The organism is Castellaniella defragrans 65Phen (assembly GCF_000612685.1).
GTDB classification, from domain to species: Bacteria; Pseudomonadota; Gammaproteobacteria; order Burkholderiales; family Burkholderiaceae_B; genus Castellaniella; species Castellaniella defragrans.
The window spans coordinates 981,561-997,403 of the sequence record NZ_HG916765.1 but is presented as its reverse complement, the minus strand read 5'-3'; the positions used below and the strand labels follow the sequence as shown (position 1 = coordinate 997,403).

14 protein-coding genes and 1 tRNA gene are annotated in these 15,843 nt (G+C 69.9%); 4 read left to right on the top strand and 11 right to left on the bottom strand.

All coding sequences use genetic code 11. From position 1 onward, the window contains the following. Positions 1–22: 22 nt before the first annotated feature. The gene (locus tag BN940_RS04440) at positions 23–1,744 is read right to left on the bottom strand and encodes a cation acetate symporter (RefSeq protein ID WP_043680585.1); all 1,722 of its coding nucleotides are present in this window, start codon (positions 1,742–1,744) and stop codon (positions 23–25) included. Continuing rightward, positions 1,741–2,049: a DUF485 domain-containing protein gene (locus BN940_RS04435; protein ID WP_043680584.1), complete on the bottom strand. Its 309-nt coding sequence runs from the start codon at positions 2,047–2,049 to the stop codon at positions 1,741–1,743. The genes BN940_RS04440 and BN940_RS04435 overlap by 4 nt, the downstream gene beginning before the upstream one ends. Before the next feature lie 224 nt (positions 2,050–2,273). Here BN940_RS04435 and BN940_RS04430 point away from each other — a divergent pair. After that, a tRNA-Arg gene (locus BN940_RS04430) sits at positions 2,274–2,350 on the top strand. Positions 2,351–2,436: 86 nt separating this feature from the next. Then, positions 2,437–3,207: a trans-aconitate 2-methyltransferase gene (gene tam, locus BN940_RS04425; RefSeq protein ID WP_043680582.1), complete on the top strand. Its 771-nt coding sequence runs from the start codon at positions 2,437–2,439 to the stop codon at positions 3,205–3,207. Between the two features lie 179 nt (positions 3,208–3,386). Here tam and BN940_RS04420 read toward each other — a convergent pair whose 3' ends face one another. The 9 genes from BN940_RS04420 to BN940_RS04380 form a co-directional block, all read right to left on the bottom strand. Beyond that, entirely contained in the window at positions 3,387–4,250 is an 864-nt protein-coding gene (locus BN940_RS04420; protein WP_052355602.1) for a YncE family protein, read from the bottom strand. Positions 4,251–4,462: 212 nt separating this feature from the next. Next, the gene (locus tag BN940_RS04415; RefSeq protein ID WP_052355601.1) at positions 4,463–4,789 is read right to left on the bottom strand and encodes a DUF3325 domain-containing protein; all 327 of its coding nucleotides are present in this window, start codon (positions 4,787–4,789) and stop codon (positions 4,463–4,465) included. Beyond that, entirely contained in the window at positions 4,786–6,498 is a 1,713-nt protein-coding gene (locus BN940_RS04410) for a PepSY-associated TM helix domain-containing protein (protein ID WP_338075601.1), read from the bottom strand. Before BN940_RS04410 ends, BN940_RS04415 begins: the two co-directional genes overlap by 4 nt. Continuing rightward, complete coding sequence (locus BN940_RS04405; protein WP_043680579.1) at positions 6,495–6,776, bottom strand: DUF3649 domain-containing protein; 282 nt, start codon at positions 6,774–6,776, stop codon at positions 6,495–6,497. The genes BN940_RS04410 and BN940_RS04405 overlap by 4 nt, the downstream gene beginning before the upstream one ends. A 28-nt stretch (positions 6,777–6,804) precedes the next feature. Beyond that, positions 6,805–9,231, bottom strand: coding sequence for a TonB-dependent receptor (locus BN940_RS04400; RefSeq protein WP_242404269.1), 2,427 nt, complete (start codon positions 9,229–9,231; stop codon positions 6,805–6,807). A 229-nt stretch (positions 9,232–9,460) separates the two neighbouring features. Next, the gene (locus tag BN940_RS04395; RefSeq protein ID WP_043680572.1) at positions 9,461–10,447 is read right to left on the bottom strand and encodes a FecR family protein; all 987 of its coding nucleotides are present in this window, start codon (positions 10,445–10,447) and stop codon (positions 9,461–9,463) included. After that, complete coding sequence (locus BN940_RS04390) at positions 10,440–10,940, bottom strand: sigma-70 family RNA polymerase sigma factor (protein ID WP_043680568.1); 501 nt, start codon at positions 10,938–10,940, stop codon at positions 10,440–10,442. The genes BN940_RS04395 and BN940_RS04390 overlap by 8 nt, the downstream gene beginning before the upstream one ends. Positions 10,941–11,171: 231 nt before the next feature. Beyond that, complete coding sequence (locus tag BN940_RS04385) at positions 11,172–12,491, bottom strand: MFS transporter (RefSeq protein ID WP_043680566.1); 1,320 nt, start codon at positions 12,489–12,491, stop codon at positions 11,172–11,174. Between the two features lie 18 nt (positions 12,492–12,509). Further along, positions 12,510–13,652 carry a M20 aminoacylase family protein gene (locus BN940_RS04380; protein ID WP_242404268.1) on the bottom strand — a complete coding sequence of 381 codons (1,143 nt, stop codon included), beginning with the start codon at positions 13,650–13,652 and terminating at the stop codon, positions 12,510–12,512. A gap of 197 nt (positions 13,653–13,849) precedes the next feature. Between BN940_RS04380 and BN940_RS04375 the strand changes: the two genes are divergently transcribed. Next, positions 13,850–14,428 (top strand): MarR family winged helix-turn-helix transcriptional regulator, encoded by a 579-nt coding sequence (locus tag BN940_RS04375; RefSeq protein WP_084330512.1) that lies wholly within the window; start codon positions 13,850–13,852, stop codon positions 14,426–14,428. A 178-nt stretch (positions 14,429–14,606) separates the two neighbouring features. Next, positions 14,607–15,842, top strand: a complete 1,236-nt coding sequence (locus BN940_RS04370) for a phospholipase A (RefSeq protein ID WP_043680559.1) — start codon at positions 14,607–14,609, stop codon at positions 15,840–15,842. Position 15,843 lies beyond the last annotated feature (1 nt).

Below are 15,843 nucleotides of genomic sequence, written 5' to 3'. Positions count from 1 at the left end.
CGGACCGCCGTCCATCGCGGGATCAGTGCGCGCTGGCCGCCGCCGCGCCGATCCCGGTTTCGCTGCGCACGGTCTGGGCCTCGAAGCCGGCCCGGTCGATGCGGGCGCGTTCGCTGTGGTCGGTGACCGAGAACAGCCAGATCGACACGAAACCGATCGTCATGGAGAACAGCGCCGGGGACGCGTAGGGGAACAGGGCCGAGCCCGCCGGGTTGCCCAGCGTGGCCTCCCAGACCGACGGCGACACCACCGTCAGGCCCACGGCGCTGATCAGGCCGGCGAAGCCGCCGATCATCGCGCCGCGCGTGGTGCAGCCCTTCCACAGCACCGACATGAACAGCACCGGGAAGTTCGCCGACGCCGCCACCGCGAAGGCCAGCGACACCATGAAGGCGATGTTCTGCTTCTCGAAGGCGATGCCCAGCACCACGGCGACGATCCCGAGGACCACCGTGGTGATCTTGGCGACCTTCATTTCCTGCTCGCGGGTGGCATGGCCGTCCTTGACCAGGGTCGCATAGATGTCGTGCGACACCGCCGAGGTGCCAGACAGCGTCAGGCCGGCCACCACCGCCAGGATCGTGGCGAAGGCCACGGCCGACATGAAGCCCAGGAACACGTTGCCGCCCACGGCGTCGGCCAGGTGCACCGCCGCCATGTTGCCGCCGCCGATCAGGGCGCCGGCCGTGTCCAGAAACTGCGGGTTGGTGGACACCAGCACGATCGCGCCGAAGCCGATGATGAAGGTCAGGATGTAGAAATAGCCGATCCAGGACGTGGCCCAGAACACGGACTTGCGGGCCTCGCGCGCGTCGGGCACGGTGAAGAAGCGCATCAGGATGTGCGGCAGGCCGGCCGTGCCGAACATCAGCGCCATGCCGAAGGAAATCGCGCTGATCGGGTCCTTGATGAAATTGCCCGGCCCCATGATGGACTGCCCCAGCGCGCCGGACTGGACGGCGTCCTTGCCCGCGTTCAGGGCGGCCAGCGTCTTGACCTCCACCGCGGCGGCGAACAGGCGCTCGGGCGAGAAGCCGTAATGCGCCAGCACCATCAGGGCCATGAAGGTCGCCCCGCCCAGCAGCAGGGCCGCCTTGATGATCTGCACCCAGGTGGTGGCCGTCATGCCGCCGAACAGCACGTAGACCATCATCAGCACGCCGACCACGACCACGGCGATCCAGTATTCCAGGCCGAACAGCAGCTTGATGAGCTGGCCGGCGCCGACCATCTGCGCGATCAGGTAGAACGCCACCACCACCAGCGTGCCCGAGGCCGCGAAGGCGCGGATCGGCCCCTGCTTGAAGCGGTAGGCCGCCACGTCGGCGAAGGTGAACTTGCCCAGGTTGCGCAGGCGCTCGGCCATCAGGAAGGTCAGGATGGGCCAGCCCACCAGGAAGCCGATGGAATAGATCAGGCCGTCGTAGCCGTTGATCATCACGGCGGCGGAAATCCCCAGGAACGAAGCGGCGGACATGTAGTCCCCCGCGATCGCCAGGCCGTTCTGGAAGCCGGTGATGCCCCCGCCGGCGGTGTAGAAGTCGGCGGCGGAACGGGTCCGGCCGGCGGCCCATTTCGTGATCCACAGGGTCAGGAGCACGAACAGGCCGAACATCGTGATGGCGGTCCAGTTGGTGGGCTGCCGCTGCAGCTCGCCCAGATCGCCGCCCGCGGCCTGCGCGGCCGAGGCCAGGCCCGCCGCGAGGGTCAGCGCGCCCAGCGCGCGTAGTGTCATGCGGTTCATTGTCCGGCCTCCTGGACGATCTCGCGGGTCAGGCGGTCGAATTCGTTGTTGGCCCGGCGCACGTACAGGCCGGTGATCAGCACGCTGAACACGATGACGCCGAAACCGACCGGGATGCCCCAGGTCATGACGCCTTCGCCCAGTTTCAGCGCGAACAATTCCTTGTCGAACGCGATCACGCCGATGAAGCTGTAGTACACCAGCAGCATGATCACGGCCAGCGTCCAGCCGTAACGCAGTCGCGTCCGCCGCAGATGCTGGTATTTCGGGTTCGACACGATGGTTTGTGTCCGCTTGTCTCCCATGTCGGTCTCCTGATGGGTCGTATGATGCAGTGCAAGATAGAAACCCGACCTTACGAGGGCCTTACAGGCGCCCCGTTCGATCCTGCCCTCAGGGAAAACACCGAGGCGCGGAATGCACGTTAGAATCCAGGGTTCGAGCACGCAACGCAGGCCCGCACGCAGCGCAGGCGAGCCGCCCCGGCCCGGACTGGGGCTACGCCCAGGTCCGCGGGCGCGCCACCCGACCGCCCTTAGCTCAGCTGGATAGAGCAACGGCCTTCTAAGCCGTAGGTCACTGGTTCAAATCCAGTAGGGCGGGCCAAAACATTGATGGCGCAAGGGATGGCGCAAATCCAGGCGAGGCAGCGGCGCGCCGGTCGTTCAGCCTTCCAGAAGGGAGAACAAAGCATGGCCTGGTCGGCAAGCCAATACACGATGTTCGAGGCCGAGCGCACCCGCCCGGTCAGGGATCTGCTGGCGGCGGTCCCGACGCGCGACCCAGCCCGGCTGGCCGACCTGGGCTGCGGCCCGGGCAATTCGACCGAAGTCCTGCGAGCGCGCTACCCGGGCGCCCGCATCACCGCCCTGGACAGTTCCGCCGACATGCTGGCGGCCGCCCGCAAGCGGCTGCCGGACATCGACTTCCTGCAGGCCGACATCGCCGCCTGGACGCCCAGCGCGCCCCTCGACCTCATCCTGGCCAACGCCTCGCTGCAATGGATCCCGGATCACGCCGCCCTGTTCCCGAGGCTGGCCGGCTTCCTCGCGCCCGGCGGCAGCCTGGCCGTCCAGATGCCCGACAACCAGGACGATCCGGTCAAGATCCTGATGCGTGAGACGGCCGCCGACCCCCGCTGGTCGGACCGCATCGGCGACGAGCGCAGCACCCGCTTCCCCAGCCACCCGGTCCCCTGGTACTACGACCTGCTCGCGCCGCATTGCGCGCGCGTGGACATCTGGCGCACCCGGTACTGGCACGTGCTGCCCGACGGCGTGGACGGCATCGTGGCCTGGTTCAAGGGCAGCGCCCTGCGCCCCTTTCTGGCGCCGCTGGACGAGGCCGAGCAGGCGCTCTTCCTGGCGCAGTACCGCGACGAACTGGCCCGGGCCTACCCCACGCAGGCGGACGGTTCGGTGCTGTTGCCGGTGCCCCGGCTGTTTCTCGTGGCGACCCGCTGAGGCCGGCCCTGAAAAAACCACCCTGCCGCGGTTTGGCGGCGGTCGACGCATGGCATGACGCTGAACGACCTGGCCCGGCGCGCCCTGAGCGCCTGCATCGGCGAGCCTGCGCACGCCGGGCAGGCACAGCCCGCCCGCCGCCATCGGAACCCCCGGAGCCGCGAAGCCCCGGAGCACGATCAGAAGTCGATGCGCGCCACGCTTTCGGCGCTGTCCTTGGGCGCGTCGCGGCCGTTCTTGACGGTCACGAACACGGCGCCGGTGCGCGGATCCAGCGCCAGGCTGTTCGGATGGGCCGGCAGCTCGATCGTCCGCAGCAGGGCATGCGTGCCGCTGTCGAACACCGTCACCGTCCCCGACTCGCGGTTGGTGACGAACAGGCGCTGGCGCGGCGCATCCAGCAGCAGGGCCACGGGACCCTGGCCGGTCGGGATGTCGGCCAGCCGCTTGCCGTCGGCCGGATCGAGCGCGACGACGCGGTTGCCCTCGCCCCGCTTGCGGTAATCCTTCAGTCCGCCCAGCTTCTCGCGCATGCCGTCCAGGCGTTCCATGCCCTCGTCGGTCGCCAGCACATGGCCGGTCCGCGCATCGAACGCCAGGTTCAGCAGCTGGTCGCCGCCCGCCTCGGAGACCTTCTCCAGGCGCAGCGACGCGGTGTCCACGGTGAACAGCTGCCCCTGCAGGTTGGACACGTAGAGCTTGCCGCCCGCCGCATCGAGCGTCGCGCCGGTGGCCACGAAACCGAAGCCCGGCACGACCTTCTCGACCTTCAGCGACCGCGTGTCCACGACGTACAGGACGCTGTCGCGGAAAGCGAGGCCGGGGGCGTACAGCCGGTGACGGGCCGGATCCAGGACCAGTTCCCGCAGATTGTGCGGATAGCGTTCCTTGCCGTCCGGCGCCTTGACCTTCTTCGACGTCAGCTGCACCAGGCCGACGACCTTGCCGGCGGCCGTGTCGATGACGGTGATGGAGGCGTCGTTCGTGTTGCCGACGTACAGGCGGCCGGTGCCGACGCGGTGCGGTCGCCCGTCTGTGCGCACCCGGCCAGCGCCGCCGTCAGGACGAGGGCCAGGAAAGAAGCTGATTTGAAACGTCGCATACGAAGTCCATCCCTATGAAGAAACCAAAAACAGACGAAAGAAGAAAAACCCGCGGCACGCGAAAACCGCGGTGAAAAAAATTGCCCCCACGCCGCGCCTTCGGCTTGCCGCCTTCCCGAGGGGGCGCTTTTTGCCTCGGGGCGGCCCGGCGCTCAACGCTCCCCGCCTTCCGGCCGCTGCCCGCCGCGCCGGTTCCATGCCGCCAGTCCCAGGCAGACCAGCCCGGCGGCCAGGCTGGTGTGGCCGCTGTAGGCCGCCAGTCCGAATCCCCAGCCCATCCCGGCCACGGCCCGCCACAGGGCCGCGCCCAGCAGGCACCAGCCCGCGAACCGCAGGCGGCGGCGGGCGGCGGTCCGCAGGAGGCGGCCGAAGACGTCCCGCTGATGCCGCTCCATGGCCAGCGCCAGGCAGGCGAAACCCGCCCACGAGAGGCCGAGCAGCAGGCCATGCGCCCACAGCGGCGAGACGATCGCGTTCATGCGCCTCCCCCGGCCGCCGGGGCGCCCGCCGCGGCCGTAGCCGCGGCCGCAGCCGCCCCGGCGCCCCGGACGCGGCGGGCCGGGCGGACCGCCGGACGATGCCGCGCGGTCCGGAGCGCCATGTGGGCGTGCAGCGCCGCCAGGGCCAGCAGCGCCAGGTCGAAGCCGGCGAACAGCCCGTCGCCGTTGCGCAGGCTGTGCCACAGCGGCCGGTCCGTCACGCAGGCGTTCAGGACGGGCAGCAGGGCCAGCAGCGCGGCGGCCGCGGCCAGCAATTCGATCCAGGCGCGCCGGGCCGGCCTCAGGCAGGCCGCTGCCAGCGCCAGTGCCCAGACGATGAAGAAGCCATGGATCTCCCAGTCGGCGCGCCCCGCCAGGTCCACCGGCAGCAGGCGGTTGAACCAGAAGAACGCCGCCATCGCCACCGACAGGCCCGCGATGGCCGCGATGTTCAGGCGCTCGACCAGCCGGAAGCCGAAATGAGGCTTCTGCGGATCCGGCAGGCCCGCCCGGCGCTTCACCGTCCACAGCACCAGCCCCGACCCGACCATGGCGGTCCCCGCCAGGCTGACGAGGAAATACAGCCAGCGCAGCGCGGGGTCGGCGTAGCGGCCCAGGTGCAGGCCGTACAGCACGCCCTGCGCCGTCGCCATCGGCCCGGACGCGTCCTTGGCCCGCAGCAGTTCGCCCGACACCCCGTCGAACAGCAGATAGCGCGGCGTGGTGGCGATCTGTCCGGATTGCCGGCGCACGACGGCCACCCGCGCCTGCGCATCGCCCGGATGGGCGACCTGCACCCCGCCGACGCTGCCGGCGCCCCAGCGCCGCTCGGCCTGCGCCACCAGGGATTCGATCGACGCCAGGGCCGCCAGCTCCCGAGCGGGCTTGCCCGGCGGCAGGAAGAAGCGCATTTCGCTGGTCATCGCCGCCCGGTCCGCCGGCGTGGGCAGGGCCTGCATCGGCCAGGGCATGTACAGCACCATCAGGGTGATCAGGCCGCTCCAGGTGATCATGAAGTGGAACGGCAGGCCCAGCACCGACAGCGCGGCGTGCGCGTCCAGCCAGCTGCGCTGGCCCTTGCCCCGGCGGAAGGTGAAGAAATCCGCGAAGATCTTCTTGTGCGTGATCACCCCGCTGACGATGGCCACCAGCATGAACATGGCGCACAGGCCGGCGATCCACCGCCCCCACAGGGGCGACATGTAGTGCAGGTTGAAATGGAAGGCGTAGAAGAAATCGCCGCCCCGGGTGTCGCGGGCCGACAGGCGCTCCCCCGTTTCGGCGTCGAACGTCTCCGTTCGGAATCCGCGGCCGGCCGCATGCGGATCGCGCCAGAAGGCGGACGCCGCCGGATCGCGCGGCGAGGGCAGCGTCACGCTCAGTTGCGGCGTGTCGGGCGTCCGGGCCAGGATGCCCTCGACGATGCGGGCCGCCGCCGCGCCGGCCGGCGGCGGGACCGCGGCCGCATTCAGTTCCGGCCGCATGTAGCGGCTGATCTCGTCGCGGAAGAACGAGACGGTCCCGGTCAGGAACATGGCGTACAGGATCCAGCCCGCCAGCAGTCCCGCCCAGATGTGCAGGTCGGACATGGTCTGGCGGATGCCGCGCGGCCTGGCGGCGGGCCGGGCCGCGGGCCTGGCCAGGGGCGGGGCGGTCGGCGCCGGCATGCGCCCGGGCGATGCGCGCCCGTCCCGGACCGGGCCGCTCATGACGCGCCCCCCACGGGCCAGGCGGGCCAGGCCAGGGGCAGCAGGACGCAGGCCGCCACCAGCAGGCCGGCCCAGGCCCGCCGTGCCGAGCGCACGGCGAAGACCCAGACGACGGCGCCGGCATGGCAGAGGAAGCTCAGCATCATGCCCAGGAAGGCCGCCTCGGATCCAGCCAGCGGCGCGGCCAGCGCCGCGACCGAGAGCAGCGCCGCCAGCGCATAGCCGCCGCACACGGCCGCCACGACTCGGGAGATCACGGGAAGGGGAATGCGCGTCATCGCCTGCCGGTCCGCATCAGAAGTCCCATCAGAAGTCCATCGAGGCCGACAGCATGTACGTCCGCGGCGCGCCCAGGCCCGAGCTCAGCGAGCCGGCCCAGTACGCCTTGTCGGTCACGTTGAGCACCATGGCCCGCAGGGTCAGGGGGCGGCCGGCGATGGACGTGGCATAGCGCGCGCCCACGTCGAACACCGTGCGGCCCGGCACCGAGAGCGAGTTGTCCGCATTGACGTACTGTTCGGACACCGACACCATGTTGCCGTTCAGCGCCAGGCCGGGCACGCCCGGCACGTCCCACTCGACGCCCAGCTTGCCCTGCCACTGCGGCACGGCGGTGGCGTAGCGGCCCTCGTTGACGCCCCCGGCGGTCCTGGTCAGCTTGGCCTGCGTGTAGGAGATGCCGCCCATCAGGCGCAGCCCCTGCACCGGCTCGCCGAAGAAGCCCAGTTCCAGCCCCCGGTTGCGCTGCTCACCGCCGAAGGAAAACACCCGGGTCACCGGATCGGTGTAGCTGCTGGGCCGCTCGATCTGGAACGCGCTCAGGGTCGTGGCGAAGCCCCCCCAGTCCATCTTCAGCCCGGCCTCGCGCTGCTTGGTCTTGTAGGGCGGAAACACCTCGCCCGCATTGACGGCGGTCGCCGGCGCCGTGGCGCCCTGGCTGAGGCCCTCGATGTAGTTGCCGTACACGGACACGGTATCGGTCACTTTCCACAGCAGGGCCGCCATGGGCGTCGTGGCCCCGGCGTCGTAGCGCGCCGTGAGCGCGCCGGTGGTCGCGTCGAAGGTGTCGCTGACCACGTTCTGGCGCCGGGCGCCCAGCGTCAGCAGGACGCGGTCGCCGGCGAATGACAGCGTATCGGCCACGCCGAAGCCGACCGTGCGGACCTCGCCCGTCTTGGGCAGGGTCTCGTCGCTGAAGCGCTTGCTCACCGACGGTCCCCACGAAGGATCGTAGATGTTGGTGACCCACTCCCTGCCCGCGCCCAGCATGTTGCGCAGGAAGCCGAAGCGGTAGTCATGGTGGTAGTAGCTGGCCGCCAGCGCCAGTTCGTGGCCGATCCCCGCCGTCCTGAACCGCATCCGGACGCCGGCCTCGGCCGTGTCCTTGTCGTACTGGGTGCGCTGATGCGAGAAGTCGTTCCGGAAATCGCCCCGGGCGTTGAAGACCTGGTAGGTCGAACTCGCCAGCGCATCGAAGTCCGTCTTGCTGTGGCCATAGCTCGCATACGCGGTCACGGCCTTCGTGATGTCCACCTCGCCGCGCAGGATGGCGGCGTCGGCCTGGGTGGTGGAAAACGTCCAGTCCGGCGCCAGCAGGGTCCGGGGATCCGGCGGCGACGGGACGTCCAGGCCGTTGACCAGGGAAACCCCGCGATTCAGGCCGCCGACGTGGTCTTCGTTGGTATACAGGTCCGCCGACAGCCGGATCCGGTCCGAACGCCAGTCCAGGGCCAGCGCCGCCAGCCTGGCTCGCCTGGATTGATGATCCACCGCCGCGTCGCCGTCCCGGTACACGCCGTTGAAGCGGATGCCGAACTGCTGGTCGTCGCCGAAGCGGCGGCCCAGGTCCACGTGGGTGCCGTACTGGGCATCCGAGGCATAGGTGCCCGTGACCCGCGCCAGCGGCGTCTCGCCGGCCCGCTTGGTGACCAGGTTGATGCTGCCGCCCACCGAGCCGCCGGGCGGCATGCCGTTCAGCATGGCGGCCGGGCCTTTCAGGACCTCGATGCGCTCGATGAATTCCGGCGTGATCCGCCAGTACGGCACCATGCCGTACAGTCCGTTCAAGGCCACGTCGCTGTTCTCGACGCCGAAGCCGCGCAAGGCGAAGTGGTCCTGAATCATCCCGGTGGCGCCATGATTGAAGACCGCCGGATCCGTGACCGCGATCACCCGCGACAGTTCCTGGGCCTGGCGGTCCTGGATGTACTCGCTCGTGTAGCTGATCGTGCTGAACGGGGTTTCCATGAAATCCCGGTCGCCCAGCAGGCCCAGGCGGCCGCCGGCGGCCACCTGCCCGCCGCCGTAGGCCGGCGGCGGATCGCCCGCGCGCGTCCCCGCGACCGTGATGGGGGCGAGCTGCGCCGCGCCGTCCGCTCCGGGACGCGACAGGGACACGTTCCTGCCGGTCCGGCGGAATTCGATCCCCGTGCCCGCCAGCAGCCGGCGCAGGGCCTCGTCGGGCGCCAGGGTGCCGTTCAAGGCGGGTGCCCGATGGCCCTCGACGATCGCCTGCGAAAAGAAGATCTGCAGCCCGGTCTGCCCGCCCAGCTGCAGCAGGGCCTTGCTCAGCGGCTGGGCGGGAATGTCGATGGCGACAGGCGCTTCCTGGGCGAACGCGGGCGCGGTCAGCGCCTGCGTCGCGGCCAGGGCCGCCAAAAGCAGCGCCACGGCGCCCAGGCGCGCGGCCCGGTTGCGCCCACGCGGCGCGGTCCTTGATTTCGTCGTATTCACGGTCCTGCTTCTTCCTATGGATGGCGGCCCGGCGGGGCGCACGGGCATCTTGTGATCCGATCGCGGTGCGCGGCCACACCGGGGCGCAGCCCCGCCGGGCGCACCGCCCCTCTCAAGAAGAAGACGGATGAGAGCCTCCATGATCAGAATGGAAATGAGAATTATTATGATACCGGATGTATCATCGACCCTGGCGCGTGGGATCGGCCGCATGCGAGTCCGCTCCGGCCTAACGCGGCACGATCCGCAGGGGCCCGTCCGGCAGGCGGTAGACACGGACCGGGGCGATCGCGGGCAGCATGTCGATCAGGGCTTCGGGTTCGTCCACGCTCAGCACGGCCGCCACCCGGAAGTCGCGCAAGGCCGGCGCATCCAGCCGGACCGGCGTATCCAGGTAGCGGTTGATTTCGGCGATGGCCTGTGCCAGCGGCGTGTTTTCGAACACGATCCGGCCCTGCTGCCAGGCCAGCACGGTCTCCAGATCGGCCGCGCGGACGGCGTCGAACGTCTCGTCGCCGGACGCCCGGAGGACTTCCTGGCCCTGCGCCAGGGCCTGCCGGCGGCGCCGCCACCAGGGTCCGCTCGACACCTCCACCGAGCCCGATTCCACGCTGACCCGGGTCCAGTCGGCATCGTGGCGGACGTCGAAGCGCGTGCCCGTGACCTCCACCCGCGCAGGACCCGCCTCCACGACGAACGGCCGTCCGGCATCCGGCCGGACGGCGAAGAAGATTTCGCCTTCCCGCAGTTCGACCACGCGCCGGCCCTCCTGGAATCGCGCCCGCGCCCGTGTCCCGGTATTCAGGTCCAGCACGGACCCATCGGGCAAAGCCACCCGGCGGCGCTCGCCGCGCGCCGACGCGAGCTCGACGACCTGCCGCGGCGCATCGAGCGCATGCCACCCCGCCACCCCCGCCGTCAGTGCAATCCCGCAGGCCCCGGCCAGCCCGAGTCCGAACCGGCGCCGATCCGGCCGCATCGGCCGGTCCCCGGCGGACGGCCGGGCCAGCAGGGCGCGCAATTCCTGCTGCGGAATCCGCGCCGAGGCGCGCCAGGCCCGTTCCACCTGGCGGTATTGCCGCTCGTGCTCGGGGCTGGCGGCCCGCCACCGGTCGCAAGCCAGGCGATCCGCCCGCGTCGCATGCCCGGAATTCAGCCTGGCGAACCAGAAGGCCGCCTGGTCGCGCGCATCGCGGTGCGAGAGTTCCCTATTCATGATGCTGCAGCCGTTCGCTCAGATGCCGCAAGGCCCGCGTCATGTGCTTTTCGACCATCGCGCGGGAAATCCCCAGCGCACGCGCGATCTCCGCATGGGTCCAGCCTTCCAGGCGGCGGTGGACATAGACCTGGCGGCAGGCCGGCGGCAATTCCCCGAGCGCCGCCTTCAGTTCCCGCAGCAGCTGGCCCGAATAGACTTCGGCCTCGGGCCCTTCGACCGCCGGATGCTCGTCCTCTCCGAGGTCGTGCAGCGGCAGCGCCCCCAGCACCGCCCGGTGCCGCAGGCGGTCCACCACGCCATTGCGGGTGCTGCGCGCGAAATACGCGCGGGGATCGTCCACCATGCCCACGCCGTTCTCCAGCAGGCGCAAGGCCGTATCCTGCATGGCGTCGGCCGCGTCGTCGGGATGGCTGTTGCGCCGCACCCAGGCGCCGGCCAGCTCGCGGTAGTAGGCGAGCCAGCCTTTGTCGGCGGCGGGATGGCGGGACATGGGAGGGCGGCGGCGGTCGAGTCCAAACACTGGATTATATTGATAATAATTATCATTTGTATATCCAACGCCCTATCCAGGGTTGGCGCAACGTGAGAATGTCCGGTCTGCGCAAAGTAGAAATGCCCGCTTCAATGGTGTGAACCACACCACCGGGACCGGACCAGATCCGCCGCGCCGGCGGCGTGCCGCCGGCGCGGCCTCGTCATGCGGCCTCGTCATGCGGCCTCGTCATGCGGCCGCGATGCGGCCCGCGGGCCGGACGCAGGCGGCCGGCAGGGCCAGGGCGCCGGCCAGGCCGAAGGCCACCGACACCATCACGTAGTAGATCGGCGCCATGTCGCTGCCGGTGGCCTCCACCAGCCAGGTGTTGTACAGCGGCGCGAGCCCGCCGAACAGCAGCACGGCGACGTTGTAGGTGATCGAGGCCCCGGTCGAGCGCAGGCCGACCGGGAAGACCTCCGTCATGATGATCGGCGTGGGGCCCCAGAAAAAGCTCATGCACAAGGCGATCACGACCTGGGCCAGCAGGAAGGACTCGTACGAAGGCGCCTGGACGAAATGGGCGAACAGCACATAGGCGGCGATGCCGTAGGCGACGATGCCCGACAGGAGCACGGCCCGGCGGCCATAGCGGTCCGACAGGTAGCCGCTGAGCGGGCAGCACACCAGCAGCACCGCCGTGGCGAAGAACGTGGCCAAGTTGACGTCCGCGATCGGCAGGCCCATCTGCTTCTTGGCGAAGATCGGCATGAAAAACACGAAGACGTAGGCCGACACCGTGCCGACGATGCACACCCCCATCGAGGACAGGATCTCGCGCGGGTGATTGCCGAACAGGTCCGCGAGCGAGGACCGGATGCCCGGCCGCGCGCCCCGGGGCCGGTTGCGCGCATAGGCCTGGAACTCGGGCGATTCGTCCAGGTGGGTACGGATGACCCAGCCGACCGGGCCGATGACGATGCCGAACAGGAAGGGAATGCGCCAGCCCCAGGCGTCCAGGGACTCCGGCGTCAGGCGGCTCGTGAGCAGGTAGGCCGCCAGCGCGCCGCACGAGAAGGCCAGGGCCTGGGAACACATCTGGAAGCTGCCGAACAGGCCGCGCAGGCGCCGGGGCGCGAACTCGATCAGCATGGTGGTCGCGCCGCTGAATTCCCCGCCCGTGGAAAAGCCCTGGATCAGGCGCGCCAGCACCATCAGGATCGGCGCCGCGATGCCGATGGCCGCGTACGTCGGCAGCACCCCCATGAGGCCCGTGCCCACCGCCATGAGCAGGATCGTCAGGGACAGGGCCTTCTTGCGGCCCACCCTGTCCCCGTAGAGGCCCAGCACCACGCCGCCGAGCGGACGCACCGCGAAACCCACGCCGAACGTCGCCAGGGTCAGCAGCATGGACGCGAATTCACTGTCGGCGGGGAAAAACAGCCGTGCAATGATCACGGCGAACAGGCCGAAGATGGCGAAGTCGAACCACTCCAGGGCATTGCCCAGCACCGATGCGATCACGACGCGCCGCAGCATGGCGGGCGATACTTTCTTGTCTGTCTCCATCACTTCCTCCTTGGGTGTTCAGCTCAGGCGCCGACGCACGATTTCCACGAAAACCGCCGCCCCGGTGGCCAGCGTGCCATCGTCGAAGTCGAATTCGGGGTGGTGGCAGGTCCGGCCCGCATGCCCGAGGAAAAAATACGCCCCCGGGCGTCGTTCCAGCATGAAGGCGAAATCCTCCGAGGCCATGAGCGGCCGGCACTCGACCACCCCGTCCTCGCCCAGCACCGCGGCGGCGGCCAGGCGCACGGCCTGCGCCTGTTCGGCCGCGTTCACGGTCGGCGGCGAGGACTGCAGGTGCTCGAAACGGATCTCGCAGCCATGGCTGGCGGCGATGCCGTCGCACATGCGGCGCAGGCCGTCCAGCACCACCTTCTGCGCATCCCTGGACAGCGTGCGCACCGTGCCTTCCAGCCATGCCGTGCCGGGAATGACGTTGATCGTCGTCCCGGCGTGAAACTGGCAGATGCTCAGCACCGCCGCATCCAGCGGATCCACGCCGCGGCTGACCACGCCCTGCAGCGCCTGCACCAGCGCCGCGCCGGCCACGATGGGATCCACCCCCTGATGGGGCATGGCCGCGTGCGTGCCGGTGCCGGCGATCCGGATGCGGAACCAGTCGCAGGCCGACAGGATGGCACCCGCGCGCACCCCGACCTTGCCCGGCGGCACGCCGTTGTGGTTGTGCAGGGCGTAGATCTCGTCGCAGGGAAACCGGTCGAACAGCCCCGCCCCGATCAGGGTCGAGCCCCCGCGCAGCGTTTCCTCCGCCGGCTGGAAGATGAAATGCACGGTCCCGGCGAAGTCGCGCTGCGCGGACAGGTGCCTGGCCACGCCCAGCAGGATGGCCGTGTGGCCGTCGTGCCCGCAGCCATGGAACACGTGCTCGTTGACCGAGCGGTGGGCGACATCGGCCTGCTCGTCCATGGGCAGGGCATCCATGTCCGCCCGCAGCCCCAGGACGCGGCCGGGACCGCGCGCGCCCCGCAGCACGCCGATCACCGCCGTCGTGCCGCCGAAGCCGGCGTGCACCTCGATGCCCCAGGACCGCAGCAGCCCGGCGACCTTGTCCGCCGTGCGGTGCTCCTCGAAACCCAGTTCCGGATGCTGGTGGATGTCCCGCCGCCAGGCGGTCATCTCCTCCGCCAGGGCGGACATTTCCATCGTCGACACATCGTGCTCCTCGAATCGTTTCTCGCTCCGGGCCGGCGGCGGCGCCGCACCTGGCCGCTGACGGGCGGGCTTCCCGGACAAATAAAAAGATAAATTCAATAGTTGAAATTTTCAATTAAATTCGCCTAAGGATTACCCTGAGTCCGGGTCCGGCTTCGCGCCGGCCGGCCCCGGATTAAAATCCCGCCATGAACGACCGCAGCCGACGACGCCCCGCCCCCCGCCCGCCAGCCGGCAGCCCCCCAGCCCCGGCGCCCGGGCCGGCGGCCTCCCCGGCCGGCCCGGACCCGCAGGCACGGGCGCCCTTCAGCCACTACCTGACCTTCAAGCTGGATCTGGTGAAATCCGCCATGCTGCGGCCGGCCAACGAGGCCTACCGCCGGGAATTCGGGCTGGACGTGCGCGCCCTGCGGCTGTTGCGGGCCATCTGCGACATCCCCGGCGTGACCGCGACGCGGCTGCACGAACTGACGCTGGTGGAAAAGACCCTGCTGTCGAAGGACCTGAAGACCTTGATCGAACGGCGCCTGGTGCGGCGCTCGATCAGCCCGGAAGACGCGCGCCAGTACCGGCTGCAGGCCACCGCCCAAGGCCGGAAGATCCGCGCGGCCAGCGACACCCTGGGCCACGCGATGGAAAACGTGCTGCTGGCCGCGCTGACGCCGGAAGAGCACGCGCAGCTGGACCTGCTGCTGGACAAGCTGCTGTGGAAATTCCAGGAGGAAGGCGGGCGGGACTGGCCCGCCCTGCCGGATTCGCACCCGTGACCCGCGGCCTGGCGGGCCGCCGCGCTGTCCGGCCGGACCGGGGGCGGAACGGAGGACACGCCGGGGACGGGCACGCCGGGCCGCCGCATCCCCCGGCGGCGCGGATACACCGCGAAACGTGTCCGCGGATCGCAGATGCTAAAGTTCCGGGCACGAACTCGCTTTTGGTTCCAACATCATGCCTCGTCTCCAACACACGGGCTTGCGCCATGCCATTTCCCTCGCCATCGGCTGCCTCTGCCTGGCGGCCGGCGGCGCCCAGGCGGGCCTGTCCTATCGCCTGACCAGCCCGCAGGCCAATCCCGGCGCCACGATCGAACTGGAAGGCCTGCTGACGAACGACACCGGCACGGCGCTCTCCACCCCGGTCGCCCGCGAGCTGACCGGGCAGTGGGTGGACGCGCGGGGGCGGGCCACGCCTGCGCATTTCCAGCTGCGGACCTCGCCCGACGCCATCGACCTGCCCGCCAACACCTTCACCCGCATGGCCTGGAGCGGCCGGGTGCCGGCCGGCGCGCACGGCCTGCTGACCCTGCGCCTGGACGGGGCGGCCGATACCCTGCTGGCGCTGCAGGTGGGCGCGACCGACCTGCCCGCCATGGCGTCCGCGGCACCCGCGGGCGCGGCCACGGCGGGGGCGGCGACCGAACCCGCGGCCGCGCCGGCGACGGCGGCGCCCGCCGGCCTGTCGCCCTTCGACACCTTCCGCAACGCGATCTCGTCCTACGAGCCGATCTATTTCGCGGTGGGCAACCGCGACGGCGCCAGCGCCCGCTTCCAGGTGAGCTTCAAATACCGCCTGTTCAGCCCGGACGACCCGGCCCGGCCGGGCTTCATGGACAACTGGTATTTCGGTTACACCCAGACCGCCCTGTGGGACCTGCATTCGGATTCCATTCCCTTCGTGGACACCACTTACAACCCCAGCCTGTTCTGGGCGCGCGACTCGATCTGGGCCACCGGCGACAAGCGCTGGTCCCTGGGGCTGAACACGGGCTTCGACCATCAATCCAACGGCAAGGAGGACGAGGCGTCGCGCTCGCTGAACGACCTCTACGTGCAGCCGGAAGTCAACTACCGCTTCGACGGCGGCAGCACGCTCAGCTTCCGGCCGCGCTTCAAGTATTACGTCTGGACCGACCACGACATGGGCTATCCGGATTCCCTGGGCTACGTCGACTGGAAACTGCGCTGGGCGCAGGACGACGGCCTGATCCTGTCGGGCCAATACCGCCAGGGCACGGCCGGGCGCCACTCCACCCAGCTCGAAGCCGCCTGGCCGCTCAAGCGCACCTTCCTGCACATGAACGGCCATCTGTACGTGCAGTATTTCCGGGGCTACGGCGAAACGCTGCTGGACTACAACAAGAAAGCCGACCCGCAACTGCGCATCGGCATCGCGTTCGTGCCCTGAG

What these genes read in the sequence shown, in the direction of transcription:
- BN940_RS04370 (WP_043680559.1), top strand. Translation starts at nt 14,607, where the DNA reads ATGCCTCGTCTCCAACACACGGGCTTGCGCCATGCCATTTCCCTCGCC.
- BN940_RS04415 (WP_052355601.1), bottom strand. Translation starts at nt 4,789, where the DNA reads ATGAACGCGATCGTCTCGCCGCTGTGGGCGCATGGCCTGCTGCTCGGC.
- BN940_RS04435 (WP_043680584.1), bottom strand. Translation starts at nt 2,049, where the DNA reads ATGGGAGACAAGCGGACACAAACCATCGTGTCGAACCCGAAATACCAG.
- BN940_RS04405 (WP_043680579.1), bottom strand. Translation starts at nt 6,776, where the DNA reads ATGACGCGCATTCCCCTTCCCGTGATCTCCCGAGTCGTGGCGGCCGTG.
- BN940_RS04440 (WP_043680585.1), bottom strand. Translation starts at nt 1,744, where the DNA reads ATGAACCGCATGACACTACGCGCGCTGGGCGCGCTGACCCTCGCGGCG.
- tam (WP_043680582.1), top strand. Translation starts at nt 2,437, where the DNA reads ATGGCCTGGTCGGCAAGCCAATACACGATGTTCGAGGCCGAGCGCACC.
- BN940_RS04380 (WP_242404268.1), bottom strand. Translation starts at nt 13,652, where the DNA reads ATGGAAATGTCCGCCCTGGCGGAGGAGATGACCGCCTGGCGGCGGGAC.
- BN940_RS04395 (WP_043680572.1), bottom strand. Translation starts at nt 10,447, where the DNA reads ATGAATAGGGAACTCTCGCACCGCGATGCGCGCGACCAGGCGGCCTTC.
- BN940_RS04385 (WP_043680566.1), bottom strand. Translation starts at nt 12,491, where the DNA reads ATGGAGACAGACAAGAAAGTATCGCCCGCCATGCTGCGGCGCGTCGTG.
- BN940_RS04375 (WP_084330512.1), top strand. Translation starts at nt 13,850, where the DNA reads ATGAACGACCGCAGCCGACGACGCCCCGCCCCCCGCCCGCCAGCCGGC.
- BN940_RS04390 (WP_043680568.1), bottom strand. Translation starts at nt 10,940, where the DNA reads ATGTCCCGCCATCCCGCCGCCGACAAAGGCTGGCTCGCCTACTACCGC.
- BN940_RS04410 (WP_338075601.1), bottom strand. Translation starts at nt 6,498, where the DNA reads ATGAGCGGCCCGGTCCGGGACGGGCGCGCATCGCCCGGGCGCATGCCG.